The sequence below is a fragment of the Phycicoccus sp. CSK15P-2 genome (genome assembly GCF_016888005.1).
Taxonomy (GTDB): domain Bacteria; phylum Actinomycetota; class Actinomycetes; order Actinomycetales; family Dermatophilaceae; genus Phycicoccus.
This window is the reverse complement of sequence record NZ_JAFDVE010000023.1, coordinates 132,289-147,038: the sequence shown is the minus strand read 5'-3', so window position 1 is coordinate 147,038 and position 14,750 is coordinate 132,289. Positions and strand designations below refer to the sequence as shown.

Annotated in this window: 17 protein-coding genes; 6 read left to right on the top strand and 11 right to left on the bottom strand. The window is 73.8% G+C overall.

The window, feature by feature from the left end; translation table 11 throughout:
• The first annotated feature begins 136 nt into the window (after positions 1–136).
• Both JQN72_RS14195 and JQN72_RS14190 read left to right on the top strand, forming a co-directional pair.
• Complete coding sequence (locus JQN72_RS14195; protein WP_204135772.1) at positions 137–1,120, top strand: NAD(P)H-quinone oxidoreductase; 984 nt, start codon at positions 137–139, stop codon at positions 1,118–1,120.
• A 540-nt stretch (positions 1,121–1,660) separates the two neighbouring features.
• Positions 1,661–2,023, top strand: coding sequence for a DUF1304 domain-containing protein (locus JQN72_RS14190; RefSeq protein ID WP_204135771.1), 363 nt, complete (start codon positions 1,661–1,663; stop codon positions 2,021–2,023).
• A 22-nt stretch (positions 2,024–2,045) separates the two neighbouring features.
• On the opposite strand, the gene JQN72_RS18510 is transcribed toward JQN72_RS14190, so the two are convergent.
• On the bottom strand, positions 2,046–2,345 hold the full coding sequence (locus tag JQN72_RS18510) for a hypothetical protein (protein WP_307812703.1): 300 nt from the start codon (positions 2,343–2,345) through the stop codon (positions 2,046–2,048).
• Between the two features lie 47 nt (positions 2,346–2,392).
• A complete protein-coding gene (locus tag JQN72_RS14185) occupies positions 2,393–3,565 on the bottom strand; it encodes an AMP-binding protein (protein WP_239100650.1) in 1,173 nt (390 codons plus the stop codon).
• A 179-nt stretch (positions 3,566–3,744) separates the two neighbouring features.
• Between JQN72_RS14185 and JQN72_RS14180 the strand changes: the two genes are divergently transcribed.
• From JQN72_RS14180 to JQN72_RS14170, 3 genes are read left to right on the top strand one after another with little or no spacing between them, the layout of a single operon-like run.
• Positions 3,745–4,377, top strand: a complete 633-nt coding sequence (locus JQN72_RS14180; protein WP_204135770.1) for a PadR family transcriptional regulator — start codon at positions 3,745–3,747, stop codon at positions 4,375–4,377.
• Positions 4,374–5,102, top strand: coding sequence for an ABC transporter ATP-binding protein (locus tag JQN72_RS14175; RefSeq protein ID WP_204135769.1), 729 nt, complete (start codon positions 4,374–4,376; stop codon positions 5,100–5,102). Before JQN72_RS14180 ends, JQN72_RS14175 begins: the two co-directional genes overlap by 4 nt.
• The gene (locus JQN72_RS14170) at positions 5,099–7,984 is read left to right on the top strand and encodes an FtsX-like permease family protein (RefSeq protein WP_204135768.1); all 2,886 of its coding nucleotides are present in this window, start codon (positions 5,099–5,101) and stop codon (positions 7,982–7,984) included. The genes JQN72_RS14175 and JQN72_RS14170 overlap by 4 nt, the downstream gene beginning before the upstream one ends.
• 126 nt (positions 7,985–8,110) lie before the next feature.
• Here JQN72_RS14170 and JQN72_RS14165 read toward each other — a convergent pair whose 3' ends face one another.
• Both JQN72_RS14165 and JQN72_RS14160 read right to left on the bottom strand, forming a co-directional pair.
• A complete protein-coding gene (locus JQN72_RS14165; RefSeq protein WP_204135767.1) occupies positions 8,111–8,341 on the bottom strand; it encodes a helix-turn-helix transcriptional regulator in 231 nt (76 codons plus the stop codon).
• Positions 8,341–8,958: a DUF2975 domain-containing protein gene (locus tag JQN72_RS14160; protein WP_204135766.1), complete on the bottom strand. Its 618-nt coding sequence runs from the start codon at positions 8,956–8,958 to the stop codon at positions 8,341–8,343. Before JQN72_RS14160 ends, JQN72_RS14165 begins: the two co-directional genes overlap by 1 nt.
• A 103-nt stretch (positions 8,959–9,061) precedes the next feature.
• Here JQN72_RS14160 and JQN72_RS14155 point away from each other — a divergent pair, with 103 nt between their 5' ends.
• A complete protein-coding gene (locus JQN72_RS14155) occupies positions 9,062–9,706 on the top strand; it encodes a proteasome activator (protein ID WP_374190899.1) in 645 nt (214 codons plus the stop codon).
• On the opposite strand, the gene JQN72_RS14150 is transcribed toward JQN72_RS14155, so the two are convergent.
• The 7 genes from JQN72_RS14150 to JQN72_RS14120 form a co-directional block, all read right to left on the bottom strand.
• Complete coding sequence (locus JQN72_RS14150; protein ID WP_204135765.1) at positions 9,703–10,914, bottom strand: MFS transporter; 1,212 nt, start codon at positions 10,912–10,914, stop codon at positions 9,703–9,705. The two genes, JQN72_RS14155 and JQN72_RS14150, sit on opposite strands and share 4 nt — an antisense overlap.
• A complete protein-coding gene (locus JQN72_RS14145; RefSeq protein WP_204135764.1) occupies positions 10,911–11,258 on the bottom strand; it encodes a DoxX family protein in 348 nt (115 codons plus the stop codon). The genes JQN72_RS14150 and JQN72_RS14145 overlap by 4 nt, the downstream gene beginning before the upstream one ends.
• Before the next feature lie 32 nt (positions 11,259–11,290).
• Positions 11,291–11,572 carry a phosphatase RsbU N-terminal domain-containing protein gene (locus JQN72_RS14140; protein ID WP_204135763.1) on the bottom strand — a complete coding sequence of 94 codons (282 nt, stop codon included), beginning with the start codon at positions 11,570–11,572 and terminating at the stop codon, positions 11,291–11,293.
• Positions 11,569–11,961, bottom strand: a complete 393-nt coding sequence (locus JQN72_RS14135; RefSeq protein WP_204135762.1) for an STAS domain-containing protein — start codon at positions 11,959–11,961, stop codon at positions 11,569–11,571. The genes JQN72_RS14140 and JQN72_RS14135 overlap by 4 nt, the downstream gene beginning before the upstream one ends.
• Positions 11,958–12,845: an STAS domain-containing protein gene (locus tag JQN72_RS14130; protein WP_307812702.1), complete on the bottom strand. Its 888-nt coding sequence runs from the start codon at positions 12,843–12,845 to the stop codon at positions 11,958–11,960. The genes JQN72_RS14135 and JQN72_RS14130 overlap by 4 nt, the downstream gene beginning before the upstream one ends.
• Positions 12,846–12,847: 2 nt before the next feature.
• Positions 12,848–13,948: a sigma-70 family RNA polymerase sigma factor gene (locus JQN72_RS14125; RefSeq protein ID WP_307812701.1), complete on the bottom strand. Its 1,101-nt coding sequence runs from the start codon at positions 13,946–13,948 to the stop codon at positions 12,848–12,850.
• A 139-nt stretch (positions 13,949–14,087) separates the two neighbouring features.
• Positions 14,088–14,633, bottom strand: a complete 546-nt coding sequence (locus JQN72_RS14120; RefSeq protein WP_239100649.1) for an ABC transporter substrate-binding protein — start codon at positions 14,631–14,633, stop codon at positions 14,088–14,090.
• Between the last annotated feature and the right edge of the window lie 117 nt (positions 14,634–14,750).

The following is a 14,750-nucleotide window of genomic DNA, read 5'->3' as shown; positions in this document are numbered from 1 at the left end:
CTATCGTGGGCATCGAGGCTCCCGGGGTGCGCGGCGGAGTAGACACCACCAGCGCTACTCCGGGAGCTTCACCTCAATCCACACGACACGCCCAAACCCCATCAGCCACTTTCGTAACAGGCCCTAGCCTGGGGCAATGCGCGCCGTCACGATCCCGCGGCCCGGTGGGCCCGAGGCCCTCGCCCTCTCCGACGTCGAGGCCCCCGAGCCCGCCGGGCCGGGTGAGGTCCTCGTCCGGGTCGCGGCGGCCGGGGTCAACCGGGCCGACTCGATGCAGCGGCAGGGGTTCTACCCGCCGCCGCCCGGTGAGTCCGAGGTCCCGGGCCTCGAGGTGAGCGGCACGGTCGCCGCGCTCGGTGAGGGTGTCGAGGGGTGGTCCGAGGGGGACGAGGTGTGCGCGCTGCTCGCGGGCGGCGGGTACGCCGAGCAGGTGCGGGTGCCGGTGGGCCAGCTGCTGCCGGTGCCGACGGGGGTCTCGCTCGTCGAGGCCGCCGCGCTGCCCGAGGTCGTCTGCACGGTGTGGTCGAACGTGTTCCTCACGGCGAACCTCCAGCCGGGTGAGATGTTTCTCGTCCACGGCGGGTCGTCCGGCATCGGGACGATGGCTATCCAGCTGGCGAAGGCGGTCGGGGCGACCGTCGCCGTGACGGCAGGGTCGCCGGAGAAGCTCGAGGCGTGCCGGGGGCTCGGGGCCGACGTGCTCGTCGACTACCGCGAGCAGGACTTCGTCGAGGAGGTGCGCGCAGCCACCGGCGGCGCCGGGGCGAACGTCGTCCTCGACAACATGGGCGCGAAGTACCTGGAGCGCAACGTCGACGTCCTCGCACCGAACGGACGGCTCGTCGTCATCGGGCTGCAGGGCGGGCGCACGGGTGAGCTCGACCTCGGGACGCTGCTCGCGAAGCGCGGCGCGGTCATCGCGACGTCGCTGCGTGCCCGGCCGAGGGAGGAGAAGGCGGCCATCGTCGCCGCGGTGCGCGAGCACGTCTGGCCGCTCGTCGAGGACGGCACGGTGCGCCCGGTCGTGTACTCACGGCACCCGCTGGCCGAGGTGCGCGCGGCGCACGAGGAGCTCGAGTCGAGCCGGCAGATCGGCAAGATCCTGCTCACTGTCGGCTGACCGGGCGCGGACGGCCCGAAACAGCGCGATCGGCTGCCAGAGGCGCGGACAGCCCACAACAGCGCGCCGGCCGACCGGAACGCGCGAGCGAACCCACCGCCGCCGGTCCGGGCCGAAACGCGCGAGCGAACCCACCGCCGCCGGTCCGGGCCGGGCGACCCGAGGACCGAGCACCACACCACTGGTTCGTCCCGCGACGTCCGGATGCTCCGACATCCGAGCCACCGGCCCAGCGCTCGGAGCACACGTACCTGTGCTCCGGATGCTGGGCGGGTGGCCCGACATCGGGAGCACATGGACGTCCGGACACCGGCTCCTCGTGGTTCGGCGGCCGGAGACCCGCCCCCGCGGTCCAGCCGCCGGAGACCCCGGTGGTTCCGCAGCCGGCGACCCACCCCCGCGGTCCAGCCGCCGGAGACCCGCCCCCGCGGTCCAGCCGCCGGAGACCCCGGTGGTTCCGCAGCCGGCGACCCACCCCCGCGGTCCAGCCGCCGGACGCCCACCCTCGCCGGACACCTCCAGTTGCGTTAGACAGTCCGCATGCACGTCGTCGCTGTCGCGCTCACCGCTCTCGTCGCCCTGGTCCACGTCTGGATCGTCGTGCTCGAGATGGTGCTCTGGGACACCCCCCGCGGGCGGGCCGTGTTCGGGACGACTCGCGAGCAGGCCACCGAGACCAAGGTTCTCGCCGCCAACCAGGGTCTGTACAACGGCTTTCTCGTGGCAGCCCTTGGCCTCGGCCTGCTCGGGCCGGCCGAGCACCGGTTCGCCTTCACCGTGTTCGGCCTCGCGTGCGTCGTCGCTGCCGGCCTGGTCGGCGCGGCGACGGTGAGCCGCCGCATCCTCTGGGTGCAGGCCGCCCCGGCCGCCGTCGCACTCGTCGCCCGGATCGTCGCGGGCTAGGGTCCGGCGGCCACGACGACCACTAGTTCACCTGGCGCTCCCGCCCCTCCCAGTACGGCGCGCGCAGCTTGAACTTCTGCAGCTTTCCCGTCGCGGTGCGGGCCAGCGCGTCGCGGAACTCGACCGACGTCGGCGCCTTGTAGCCCGCCGCGCGCTCCTTGCACCAGGCGACGATCTCGGCCTCGCTCACCGACGCCCCGGCCTCCACGACGACGAGCGCCTTGATCGTCTCGCCCCACTTCTCGTCCGGCACGCCGATGACGGCGACCTCGGTCACGGCCGGATGGCTGAAGATGACGTCCTCGACCTCGATGGACGACACGTTCTCACCGCCGGTGATGATGACGTCCTTCTTGCGGTCGCTGATCGTCAGGTACCCGTCGTCGCCGATCGTCCCGCCGTCCCCGGTGTGGAACCAGCCGTCCTCGAGCGCCCGGGCGGACTCGTCGGGCTGCTCCCAGTACCCTCGAGCACCACGTTCGACCGCGCCAGCACCTCGTGGTCCGGCGAGAGCGAGAGCGTCACCCCGAGCGCGGGCGCCCCCGCCCGTACGAGCAGCTCGGCGCGCTCATCGGGTGGGAGGTCGTCCCACTCCGTCCGCCGCCGGTTGATCGTCAGCAGCGGCGAGGTCTCGGTGAGCCCGTAGATCTGGATGAACTCCCAGCCGAGCTCGGCCTCGACCCCAGCGACGGTCTTCGTCGGCGGCGGCGCGCCGGCGACGATGATCCGCACTCGGTCCCGTCCGGGAACCTCGCCCTCCCAGGACTGCGCCGCCTCGAGCACGGCCGCCACGACCGCGGGCGCGGCGCACATGAACGTCACGCCGTGCTGCTCGACCCGGCGCAGGATCTCGGCGCCGTCGACCTTGCGCAGGACGACCTGCCGCACCCCGAGCCCGGTGGCCACGAACGGCATCCCCCACCCGTTGGCGTGGAACATCGGCAGGGTGTGCAGGTAGACGTCACGGTCCGACACCCCGGCGTGCAACCCGAAGGTCAGGGCGTTGGTCCAGATGTTGCGGTGCGTGATCTGGACGCCCTTCGGCCGGGCCGTCGTGCCCGACGTGTAGTTGATCGTCGCCGTCGCGTTCTCGTCGGGCTCCCACGGCCGGGGCGTGACCCCCTCGGGGGCGTAGAGGGCGTCGTCGTCGCCCAGGACGACGCGGTGCTCGGCCGGCACGTCGGCGAGCGCCGCGTCCACCTCCGGGTCCACGAGCAGGACCCGGGCCCCGGAGTGCTCGACGATGTAGCGGACCTCGTCCGGCTTGAGCCGGAAGTTGACCGGGACGAGCACCCGCCCCGAGCCGCAGACGCCGAAGAAGGACACGAGCATCCGCGCGGCGTTGTGCGACACGACCGCGACCCGCTCCCCGACCGCGATGCCGAGCTCGTCGAGCCTCGCCGCCTGCCGCGCGCCGAGCGCCGCGAGCTCGGCGTAGGTGAGGTCCGGCAGCGGGCCGGCAGGCTGGTCGGGCTCGTCGACGACCCCCACCCGGTCGCCGTAGACCGTGCGGGCACGGTCGATGAAGTCGGTCACGGTCATCGGGACCAGCATCGGGACACCTCTTCGTCGACGGGCCGGTGGCGCCATCCTCACGCGTCGGACCGCCCGAGCGCCACCACCCGGTCGGAGGGCCCGGTTGACGTCACACGTGATACTCGGTATACATTCCCTCGTCAGCCCGGGAATACCGGGTATGCACCTGGTGGAGGGAGGACCCGATGTCGGTCCGGCTCGGGCTCATGGCCCTGCTCGCGGAGGGCGACACGTACGGCGCCCGGCTGCGCTCGGAGTTCGAGGAACGCACCGGCGGCACCTGGCCGCTCAACGTGGGGCAGGTGTACACCACGCTCGAGCGGCTCGTCCGGGACGGACTCGTCGAGCAGGTGGGCGAGAGCGACGCCGAGGGGCGCATCGCCTATCACCTCACCGACACCGGCCGGGCCGAGCTCGACACCTGGTGGACCACCCCGGTCGACCGCACGAGCACCCCGCGCGACGAGCTGACCATCAAGCTCGCGCTCGCCGTGACCGCCCCGGGTGTCGACGTCGCCCAGGTCGTCCAGCACCAGCGCACCTCCACCCTGCGCCACCTGCGCGACCTCACCCGGCTCAAGCGCGACGCCCTGGACCGTGCGGAGGGGACGGGCGAGGGCGCCGACACCGAGCACGGCGTGGCCTGGCTGCTCGTGCTCGAGAACCTCGTGTTCGCCGCCGAGGCCGAGGTCCGCTGGCTCGACCACGTCGAGTCCGTCCTGGCCCGCCACGCCCGTGGCGCGCAGCTGCACCCGCACATCGTCACCGTCGACACCGCCGGGAACCTCCCGGCCCACCAGGAGGGGACCCTGTCATGAGCGCACCACACGTCGTCGTCTCCGGCGTCACCCGCGTCCACGGAGAGGGGGAGGCCGAGGTCACCGCACTGGACGACGTCTCCCTCGAGATCCAGCTCGGCGAGCTGGTCGCCGTGATGGGCCCGAGCGGCTCGGGCAAGTCGACCCTGCTCAACGTCGCCGGCGGCCTGGACCGCCCCACGTCGGGCACCGTGAGCGTCGGCGGGCAGGTCCTCGGTGACCTCGGCCCACGGGACCTCGCCAAGCTGCGCCGGCGCCGGATGGGCTTCGTCTTCCAGGACTACAACCTCATCCCGAGCCTCACCGCCGCCGAGAACGTCGCGCTCCCCCTCGAGCTCGACGGCACCAAGGCCCGCCTCGCCCGACGCCAGGCGCGGCACACCCTCGACCTCATGGACCTCATGCAGCTGTCCGACCGCTACCCGGACCAGATGTCCGGCGGCCAGCAGCAGCGCGTCGCGATCGCCCGGGCGCTCGTCGGCACCCGGCGGTTCGTCCTCGCCGACGAGCCCACCGGCGCCCTCGACAGCCAGACCGGCGAGGAGGTGCTCCGGGTCCTCCGGGAGCGCTGCGACGAGGGCGTCGCCGGCCTGCTCGTCACGCACGAGGCGCGGCACGCGGCCTGGGCCGACCGGGTCGTCTTCCTGCGCGACGGCACGGTGGTCGACTCCACCGGTGGGGCGGACCGGCCGGAGGACCTGCTCGCGACGGGCGGCCCCCGGTGAGCACCGTCGCCCCTCCCCGGCCCGACGCCGCGGCCGCCGAACGTCCCACGGACGACCCTGGCGACACCTCCCGCTGGGCGCAGTGGCGCTCCACCTGGGCGGTCGCCCTCCGGATGGCCCGCCGGGACGTCCGCCGCCACAAGGGCCGCAGCGCCCTCGTGGTCGTCATGGTGCTCTTCCCCACGATGCTGCTGTCGGCCGCCGTGACCGTGGCCAACACCCAGCAGGTCACCGGGCTCGAGGCGATCCCGTGGACGATGGGGTCCGGACAGGCACTCCTCGAGGGACCCGACGGCAGCCCCGTCGTGCAGGGGCCCGACCCCTCCGGGTCGCTGGCGTACCTCTCGGCCGGGGAGCAGACCGCGGAGCCGATCCCCGGCCTGGAGCCCGGCGCAGGGACGTTCGCGAACGCGGAGGCGGTCTCCCGCCTCGTCGGCGCGCCTGTCGCGCCGTCCGTCCGGTTCAGCGTCCGCACCACGGTCGACGACCGTCGGGTATCGCTCGAGGCGCTGGCTCTGGACGGCCGCCTCGGCCTCGGCGAGAAGCTGGCCCTCCGGTCCGGCCGATGGCCGCAGCCGCCCACGACCGACACGGACACCCCGGTCGAGGCCCTCGTCACCCCGCACGCGCTCTCCCGCGGGCTCCCCTCCTCCGGCACGGTCCAGGTGAGCAGCGACGGGACGACACGCACCCTGGAGATCGTCGGCGTGGCCGAGGCCCGCGTACGGTACGCGGACGTCGGCCTCGTGACCGCGGGTGGGCTCGCCCCGGACGTCGCCGCGTTCGGCAGCTGGATCGTCCTCGGGGACGACCCCGTCACCTGGGACGACGTCCGGCGGCTCAACGAGCACGGCTTCGCCGTCACCTCCCGTGCGGTGCTCACCGAGCCGCCGGCCACCGGCACGCTGGACCCGCAGGTGCGCGAGATGATGTCCGGCGACATCCGGCGCACCGCACTGCTGGTCGGCCTCGCGGGGACGATGCTCCTTCTCTCCACGACCCTCCTCGTCGGCCCGGCGTTCGCTGTGAGCGCCGCGCGCCAGCGGCGCACCCTCGCGCTCGCCGCCAGCAACGGCGCGTCCACGCCGGTGCTGCGGCGGACTGTCCTCGCCCAGGCACTCGTCCTCGGCGCGGCCACCGCGGTGTCCGGCGTCGCCCTCGGGGTGCTGCTGGCGTACGGGATCGTCACCTGGACCCGGAGCACCGACGACCCCACCCTCGACGGTCCGTTGGACGTCCACCTGCTGACCCTGCTCGCGGTCGCCGCCGCGGCCACGGCGTCGACGATGGTCGCCGCTCTCGTCCCCGCCCGGCGCCTCGGCCGGCTGGACATCGTCGGGGTCATGCGCGGCCAGAGCGTCTCCCCGCGCCCGAGCATGGCCGTCCTCGCGCTCGGGACCGTGATGACCCTCGGCGGAACGGCCCTCACCCTCGGCGCGACCGGTGTCGTCGGCAGGCTGGGCGGCGCGGACGACGGGAGCACCCTCGTCGTGATGGGCGCCGTCGTCCTCGTCGTCGGCTCGCTCCTCCTCGTCCCGATGGTCCTCGCGGGCATCGGACGGCTGGGCAGCCGGATGCCCACGGCCCTGCGGATGGCGGCCCGGGACCTCGCCCGGCACCGCGCCCGCAGCGCGCCGTCCGTGGCGGCGGTCCTCGCGGTCGTCTCCGGACTGACCTTCGGGCTGACCGGCCTGGCCTCGGACACCGAGCAGGCCCGCCAGAACTACCAGCCGCGCACGCTGCCCGGCGAGGTCGTCGTCAGCACGTGGATGAGCGACCGATGGGACGAGAACGACCGGTTCGGCACCGACACCGTGCGGAGGGCCGCGCCGGGCCTCGTCGTCACCGCCAACCCGATGTTCGTCGGGGACCCGATGATGACCGGGTCGCAGCCCGAGGGCGCCTACCGGGCCGAGTTCGTCAGCATCGTCCCCGACGGCTGCTCGGTGGAGGCCACGGTCGCCTGGGTCTCGAGCCAGCAGCCGGACGAGCGCTGCGCCGTCGCCGGGTCGCAGAGCGTGAACGGGACCCAGGTCGCGGTCCTGCCGGCCGACGAGCTCCTGCGCCGCCTCGACGTCCCGGCCGACGACGCGGAGAGGATCCGGGCCGGGGCAGCGGTCTCCACGGCCCTTCCGGCGGGGACGGCACGCCTCGCCATCGGCGACTACGCGGTCGACCCCACGAGCGCCACCGAGACGGACCCGGACATCCGCGCCACCCGCGAGCTCACCGTGCCGGTCGTGCACCTGCCGGAGACGAGGGAGACCACCGGACGCCTCTTCGGCGGCACCCTGGCCTTCGCCGCCGACACGCCGACGACCACCGGGTGGCCGACCCAGGCGACCACGTGGACGGTCCGCACCGAGGACGGCTCGCCGGTGGCCGACGAGACGGTCGAGAAGCTGCAGCAGACCCTGGGCGACGAGACCTCCGTCGAGCGCGAGGACGGCTTCAGCCGGGCGGACGGCCTCGTCGTCGCGATCCTGCTCACCGTGTTCGGCGTGCTCATCCTCGTCGTGGCGCTGACCTCGACGGCCCTCACCCTCGCCGAGCAGCAGACCGACCAGGCGACGCTCGCCGCACTGGGCGCGACCCGCGGCACCCGGCGCGTCATGGCCTCGGCCCAGGCGTTCCTGCTCACCGCCGTGGGCTGTGCGCTCGGCGTGGCCGTGGGGCTCGTCCCCGGCGTGGCCATTGCCCGGGTGCTGACCTCGCAGGTCTGGGACCCGACCACGGGCAGCGACACGGTGTCGGGTGACGGCATCCTCGTGATCCCGTGGATGTCGCTGCTCGTCGTCGGCGTGCTCGTCCCGCTCGTGGCCGCGGCCCTCGCGGCGGCCGGCATCCGCCGAGCCCCGCAGGTGACTCGCCGGGCCACCTGAGCGGGACTCCACTTTCCCGCCTGGTGCCGCAACCTCGGGTCGGGCACCCCGAAGTTCGGGGTACCCGACCCGAGGTTCCGGTCCGAAGCCGCGCGCGGTCGGCGGCCACGACCGGAGGCTGCCGCATCAGGACTCGCCCGGGTCGAGCGACAGGACGTCGCCCGGCTGACAGCCGAGGACGTCGCAGATCGCCGTGAGAGTGCTGAAGCGGATGGCCTTGGCCCGGTCGTTCTTCAGCACCGACAGGTTGACGACCGTCACCCCGACCGCCTCGGCGAGCGCGGCGAGCGTCATCCCCCGTTCCTCGAGGAGGCGGTCCAGGTGGCAGACGACGCGGTGCGGCTCGTCCACCGGCATCAGACCAGGCCCTCGACGTCGTCGCGCAGCCGACCGCCGACGACGAACGCCTCGGCGAGCAGGGCGACGAAGAGCCCAGCCACGACCGCCTCCCAGGGCGGGTCCACTGCGAACGAGACCTCCCGCCCCCCTGGGTCGAGAGCCGCCCCCAGCAGGGCACCATGGATCGGCAGCTCGACGAACGAGACGACCGGCGCTCCGATGGCGAGAACCGCGGCGAGTGTCCGCAGCCGCCGCACCGTGGGCTGCGCGAAGGGCTCCCCTGAGGCGACGGCACGCATGACGGCGACCACGAGCCAGGTGGCCCACGCCGCGAGGACGACGGTCAGCACGCCGGGAACGAGGGCCAGGAGGCGCAGCCCCACCGACGGGTCGTCGAACGCCACCTCGTACGAGGCCTCGCCGTAGCCCACACCGGCCGCGTCGAGTGCCGGGACGGTGACGGGTCCGAGCATCCGCACGGGCAGCGGGTCACCCTGTACCCATGCTCCGGCGGGAACACCGACCAACACGGCGGCCTGCACGAGGACGACGAGCCCGAGGAGGCCGACGAACGCGTACCGGTCGGTGCGGTCGAATCCCCACGGGTCCTGGCGGCTTCGGCGTGTGGATCGCATGGCCTGCTCCATATCGTTCGTCGATGTGTTATCGATAAACGATAAACATATCGACAGTCGATGTCAATGCATGGATCCGGGTTCGCCGGGGCAGGATGGAGGGATGAGCGACCAGCCCCGCAGCGAGCAGCAGCAGGACGACCACACCCCACGTCAGGTGCCCGCCACCGTCGTCGGGGACGACGACAAGGTCGTCGTCGTGACCCCCGACGGGATGGGTGTCGCACCCCGGGAGGCACCGGGCGACGGTCACGACGCCGACCCGGCCCAGCAGCCTCGTCCGGCCAACCCCGCCGACCTCGTCGAGCAGCCGGCCAAGGTGATGCGGATCGGCTCGATGGTCAAGCAGCTTCTCGAGGAGGTCCGCAGCGCGCCGCTCGACGAGCAGGGCCGGGCCCGTCTGGCCGACGTCCACGAGCGGTCCCTCGGCGAGCTCAAGGACGGTCTCGCACCCGAGCTCGTCGAGGAGCTGGAGCGCATCGCCCTCCCGTTCACCGAGGACGCCCCCACCGACGCCGAGCTGAGGATCGCCCAGGCTCAGCTCGTCGGCTGGCTCGAAGGCCTCTTCCACGGCATCCAGACCGCGCTCGTCGCCCAGCAGATGGCCGCCCAGGCACAGCTGCAGCAGATGCGTGCGCTGCCACCCGGCATGCAGCCGGGCCAGGCCGGGCCCGGTGGTCCTGACGCCTCCCGGCCCTCGGGCCAGGGAGGCGGCGGCCCGGTCGAGGGCACCGGCCAGTACCTCTAGCCCGTCGCGAGCTCCTCGCGCCGGGGCAGGCCGTGCGCGAGCCACAGCCCGGGCACGGCGACGAGCGCCAGGACCGCGAACGCCACCCGCGGCGACCCGATGAACGGCTGGACGAGGAGGACGAGGACGACGCCGCCGACGTTTCCGGCGAGCAGCAGCGCGGCCGTGGCCGTGCCCGAGCGTGCCACGCCGACGTGCGCCTCGGACCAGTCGAGGGCCACGGGCAGCCCGGCCAGCAGGACGAACCCGAGCACCGCGAGCAGCACCCCTGCGACGAGGGGGACGGGTACCGCGGCGAGGACCACGAAGACGACGCCGGTGGTCGCGGTCGCGGCGAGCAGCATCGTCCGGCGGCGGCGGTGTGCGGCCACCGGACCGGGCAGGACCGCGGCGCCGGCGATGCCCGCGACCGTCGCGACCGCGAGGAGCGGGCCGCCCGCCCCCTGGTGGCCGAGACCGGCCATGACCGGGTCGACCCACGTCGCGAGGGCGTTGAACACCCCGACCCCGACGAGGAGCAGACCACCGAGCCGCCACAGGAGCGGCTCGTGCCACAGCCAGCGCAGCCCGTGCTCCCGGTGCGGCACGGGCGCGACGACGGCCACACGGAGCATCACGAGGGTCGCTACCGCGGCGACGGCGGCGATCCCGGCGTGCACCGTGAGCAGGAGGTCCAGCCCACCGGCGGCGAAGAGCGGGCCGCCGCAGAGCGCCCCGACGAGCACGCCGACGAACTGGGCCGCGCTGCCGACCGCGATCGCGACCGTCCGCTCCGCCGGTGGGAAGCACCGCGCCGCGACGGCCGTCGTCGCCGCCAGGACGAGCGGCTGGGCCACCGACGCGAGGACCTGCCCGGCGAGCTGCCAGCCGTAGGCCGCGGTGTCGACGAGACGGACGAGCGCGCCCACGAGGACGAGCACCGCCCCCGCGGACAGGGTGAGGTGGAGGGCACGGTCGACGAGGCGCCCGGCGGGGAGCGCGAGGAAGACGAAGAGCAGCGGGTTGACGACGGCGAGGTCGCCGACGAGCCCCTCGGAGACCCCGAGAACCCGTGCCGACTCCACGGTCACCGGCGCGAACGTCAGCCACAGCACCTGGGTCGTCGCGACGAGCAGCGCGAACGCGCCGAGCAGCCCCCAGGCCCCCGCGTGGTGCCGACCCGTCGCCGGCTCGCGCGGCACCGACGCAGCAGCCGCGCCGGCCGTCACGCCGACAGGAGCCGCAGGACGAGCGCAGCCGCGCCCAAGGCACCGAGGAACGCCGCGGGTCCGAACCCCGGGTCCTTGGCACGCACGTGGAAGCCCACCGCTCCCAGGAAGTACAGGACGACCCCGGCAGCCGCGAGGACCCCGAGCCACGGGACCCAGATCCCGAGGACGAGCCCGACCGCACCTGCGGCCTCCGCCGCGGCGAGTGGCCGGTACATCCCATCCGTTACACCAGCCTTGGACAGGTTCTCCACGACCTGCTCCATGCGGCGCACCTTGCCGACGGCGGACAGCACCAGGGCGACGGACAGGAAGAGCGCGATGACGACGTAGGCGATGACCATGCGCCGATTGTGCACCGTCGGGGGCCGGACGCTCAGAACGTCGACTCAGGTGTCCTCCGGGCCATCTCGTAGCTGGCGAGAACCTCGGTGAGGAGCTCGGCGGCCGCCTCGGTGGTCGCGGCGGGGTCCTCCCGGGGACCGCTGACCTCGGCGAGGACGACGTGGTGGGCCCGGACGAGGTCGAGGAGCCCGGCGCCGCCCTCGAGCGCGCGCCGGCCGAGCGCGTACCCGTACGCGAGGGAGTCCTCGTCGCGGCGGGCGAGGTGCCGGAGGAAGGCCGCCCGGTAGTCGCGGACCAGGTCGTCCGAGGTCATCGGACGCTCCCGCCCCCGCCCGGGTCCCGGGCCCTGGCGAGGTGGGCGAGCCCCTCCTCGAGGTCCAGGGCCGTCGGCACCTCGCCGGGACCGGTACCGAGCCGCACCATCGCGTACGCCACGGCCGGCTGGATGCCGACGATGACCGTCAGCGCGCCGCGCAGCCGCGCCATCTCCGCGATGGTGCGCAGCGTCCGGCTCCCGAAGCTGTCGAGGACGTCGAGCGCGGCGACGTCGATGATGACGCCGCGCGCCCGGTGCTCGCCGATCTGGCGGACGAGGTCCTCCTGGAACCGGACCATCTCGGAGTCGTCCAGCGCGGTGTGGACCGACGCGACGAGCGTGTCACCCTGCCGCAGGATGGAGACGAGGGCCGGACCGTCGTTCACGGGCCGTCAGCCACGTCGTTCCGTCGCGTCACGCGGTAGCCGAGCAACCGCTCGGCCTCCTCGATGCCTCCTTGCAGGTCGCCGATGGTGTTCATCTTGCTCAGGTCGACCCCGATCCGCACGAGGGTACGGGCGATCTCGGGCGAGAGCCCCGTGATGATGACGCTGGCGCCCATGAGCCGGGAGGCCTCGACGGTCTGGACGAGATGGTTCGCCACGGTCTGGTCGACCTCCGGCGAGCCGGTGACGTCGACGACGACGACCTTGGCCCGGTGCGTGCGGATCGCCCCGAGCAGCTGCTCGGTCAGCTGACCGGCACGCTCGCTGTCCAGGACCCCGATGATCGGGAGGATGAGGAGCCGCTCCCGCACGGGGAGCACGGGGGTCGAGAGCTCGCGGATCGCGTCCTGCTGCTTGCGGATGATCCGCTCGCGCTCCTCGACGAAGCTCACCGCCACGGTGTTCGCGATGCGGTTGGCGGCCGGCTCGTAGGCGTCGAGGATCCGGTTGAGCAGCGCGAAGTCGCGCTGGTACTTCTCGAACAGGGAGCGGGCGAGGACGTCGCGCAGGAGCAGCACGATGCCGACGACCTCGTGCGTCTCCACGCCGCGCGGGATGATCCGCTCCGAGAGGTCGCGCGCGTAGCGCTGCAGGGCCTCGACGCTGCCCGTCTCGAGGACCTCCACGTAGTTGTCGTAGACCGACGTCGTCTCGGCCCCCATCTCCTGTGGGGTCATCGCCTGGAGCAGGCCGGCCTCGCGGATCCGCGACATCCACTGGTCGCGCAGCCGCTCCCGGTGCTCGCGCAGGTGCGCGACGAGCTGGGTCAGCAGGTCCTCGGCCGGCTCGCTCGCCGCGCCCTCGACCTCGGTCGGGTCACCCACCGTCATGTCCTCCTCGGGATCCACTTCGTCATCGACACCGTCGTCCCCTGCCCGGGCGTGGAGACGATGTCGAAGTCGTCCATGAGCCGTCGCGCCCCGGGCAGGCCGAGCCCGAGCCCGGCACACGTGCTGTAGCCGTCCCGCTGGGCCTGCTCGAGGTCGGCGATGCCCGGGCCGGCGTCCCGCGCCACGATGCGCACCCCGGGCCGGGGCCCGTCGAGCAGCTCGATGACGACCTCCCCTTGCACGGCGAAGCGGACGATGTTGCGCGCCACCTCGGAGACCGCCGTCGCCACCAGCGTCAGGTCGGCGCCGGTGAGCCCCGCCCGCGCCGCGACCGCCCGGGCGGCCCGGCGCGCCGTGACGATGTCGGGATCCGCGGAGATGGCGACCCGCGTCTCGTCGTCCCGGGCGGGCGCACGTCGCAGGAGGGGCACGCTGAGCCGGCCGCAGTCCTCGCACTCCAGGAGGTGCTGCGCGGCGCCGAGCTCGCGCTGCCGCCGCCGGTCGGCGGCGGAGACGGCGAGGAGAACCGACCGGCAGCGCTCGGTCGGAGGCTCGACCTGCTCGAGCGCCAGGAGGTACTCGACCCGCAACCGGGCCCGCGTGCGGGAGAGCCGAGCGGCGACGGCACCCGCGGTCGAGCCGGCCTCCTCGGCGAGTGAACGGGTGTCCTGCCCGTCGACGTCGTGGGCGACGAGGGCAGCACGCTCGTCGCGGTCGAGCCGGCCGACGGCCGTGCGGAGCGCGAGGCGCTCCTCCTCCTCGAGCAGGTGCGCGTCGGCGGGGTCCGGGACCCCGGGGTCGTGAGCCCGGTGCCGGTTGCGCTCCTCCCGCCCCTCGGCCCGCCACATCGTCGCCATGACGTTGCGCACGGTGGCGATGGCGTACGGCTCGAGCATCCGCGGCTCGATGCGGTCGCGCGCGTCGAGGACGCGCACGAGCGTCTCCTGGACGAGGTCCTCGGCCGCGGGATGGTCCCCCAGGCGGGCCACGACGATGCGGCGCAGCATCGGCTCGAGGTCGGCCACCGCGGTGCCGTCGACCGGCGTGCCGGACGTGCGGCGGTGGTGCCGCGACCCGTCGAGCACTGTGTCGTCCACGAGGCTCGACGCTAGCCCGAGGACCTGCATCGTGCCTGTTGAGAGGGGCTGCGGGGCCTCGCGGCGCCACCCTCCGGCGGGCCGGCGGCGGCACCGTGGGGCGTCCACGGTGCCGCCGCCGGAACCCCAGCGGACCCGGTCAGAGTCCGAGGGCGGAGAACAGCCGGTCGAGCAGGGCAGCGATGATGCCGCTGAGGACCCCCTGGCCGTCGAAGAGCCCGACGAGCGCGCACAGCAGGTTGCCGAGGAGGTTCCCCGCACCCGGCACGGCGGTGATGTCGAGCTCCACCGGCGCGAGGTCGATGACGAGACCGAGCAGGTCGAGGTTCAGCGGCCCGAGGTCGAGGTCGAGGATCGAGCATCCGGCCGTGGCCGCGAGGTCCTCGACGGGCGCCGCGAACGCCGCCCCCTCGGTGGGCAGCCCGGTCCCGGTGATCGTGCCGGCCACGGTGACCGCGCCGTCGACGACCGAGGCCGACAGGTCGCTGATCTCGCCCGTGAAGGCCGTGCCGTCCTCCAGCGTGCCGGTGACGGGCACCGACGTCTCCGCCGGTGCGGCGGTGGCGACCGCGGGGGTGGCCGGTACGGCCGCCGGGGCCGCGGAGGCGCTCATGGCGCCCGGTCCGAGGGCGAGTGCGCCGCCCAGGGCGAAGGTCGTGGCGAGTCCGATGAGACGTGACTTCATGCGATTTCTCCTTGGTCCCGGGCGACTGCCCGGGGTCGTGGGTACTCCCGGACGGGTCGGGCGCGTTCCGCCCGGTGGCCCCGTCGTGGATGAGGACGTCGCCCCCGGCGGGTCATG

Bases quoted from the DNA above. Each gene is read 5' to 3' on its own strand.
- JQN72_RS14190 (WP_204135771.1), top strand. From the start codon at position 1,661: ATGCACGTCGTCGCTGTCGCGCTCACCGCTCTCGTCGCCCTGGTCCAC.
- JQN72_RS14195 (WP_204135772.1), top strand. From the start codon at position 137: ATGCGCGCCGTCACGATCCCGCGGCCCGGTGGGCCCGAGGCCCTCGCC.
- JQN72_RS14145 (WP_204135764.1), bottom strand. From the start codon at position 11,258: ATGGTCATCGCCTACGTCGTCATCGCGCTCTTCCTGTCCGTCGCCCTG.
- JQN72_RS14185 (WP_239100650.1), bottom strand. From the start codon at position 3,565: ATGACCGTGACCGACTTCATCGACCGTGCCCGCACGGTCTACGGCGAC.
- JQN72_RS14155 (WP_374190899.1), top strand. From the start codon at position 9,062: ATGAGCGACCAGCCCCGCAGCGAGCAGCAGCAGGACGACCACACCCCA.
- JQN72_RS14140 (WP_204135763.1), bottom strand. From the start codon at position 11,572: ATGACCTCGGACGACCTGGTCCGCGACTACCGGGCGGCCTTCCTCCGG.
- JQN72_RS14160 (WP_204135766.1), bottom strand. From the start codon at position 8,958: ATGCGATCCACACGCCGAAGCCGCCAGGACCCGTGGGGATTCGACCGC.
- JQN72_RS14165 (WP_204135767.1), bottom strand. From the start codon at position 8,341: ATGCCGGTGGACGAGCCGCACCGCGTCGTCTGCCACCTGGACCGCCTC.
- JQN72_RS14180 (WP_204135770.1), top strand. From the start codon at position 3,745: ATGTCGGTCCGGCTCGGGCTCATGGCCCTGCTCGCGGAGGGCGACACG.
- JQN72_RS14120 (WP_239100649.1), bottom strand. From the start codon at position 14,633: ATGAAGTCACGTCTCATCGGACTCGCCACGACCTTCGCCCTGGGCGGC.
- JQN72_RS14175 (WP_204135769.1), top strand. From the start codon at position 4,374: ATGAGCGCACCACACGTCGTCGTCTCCGGCGTCACCCGCGTCCACGGA.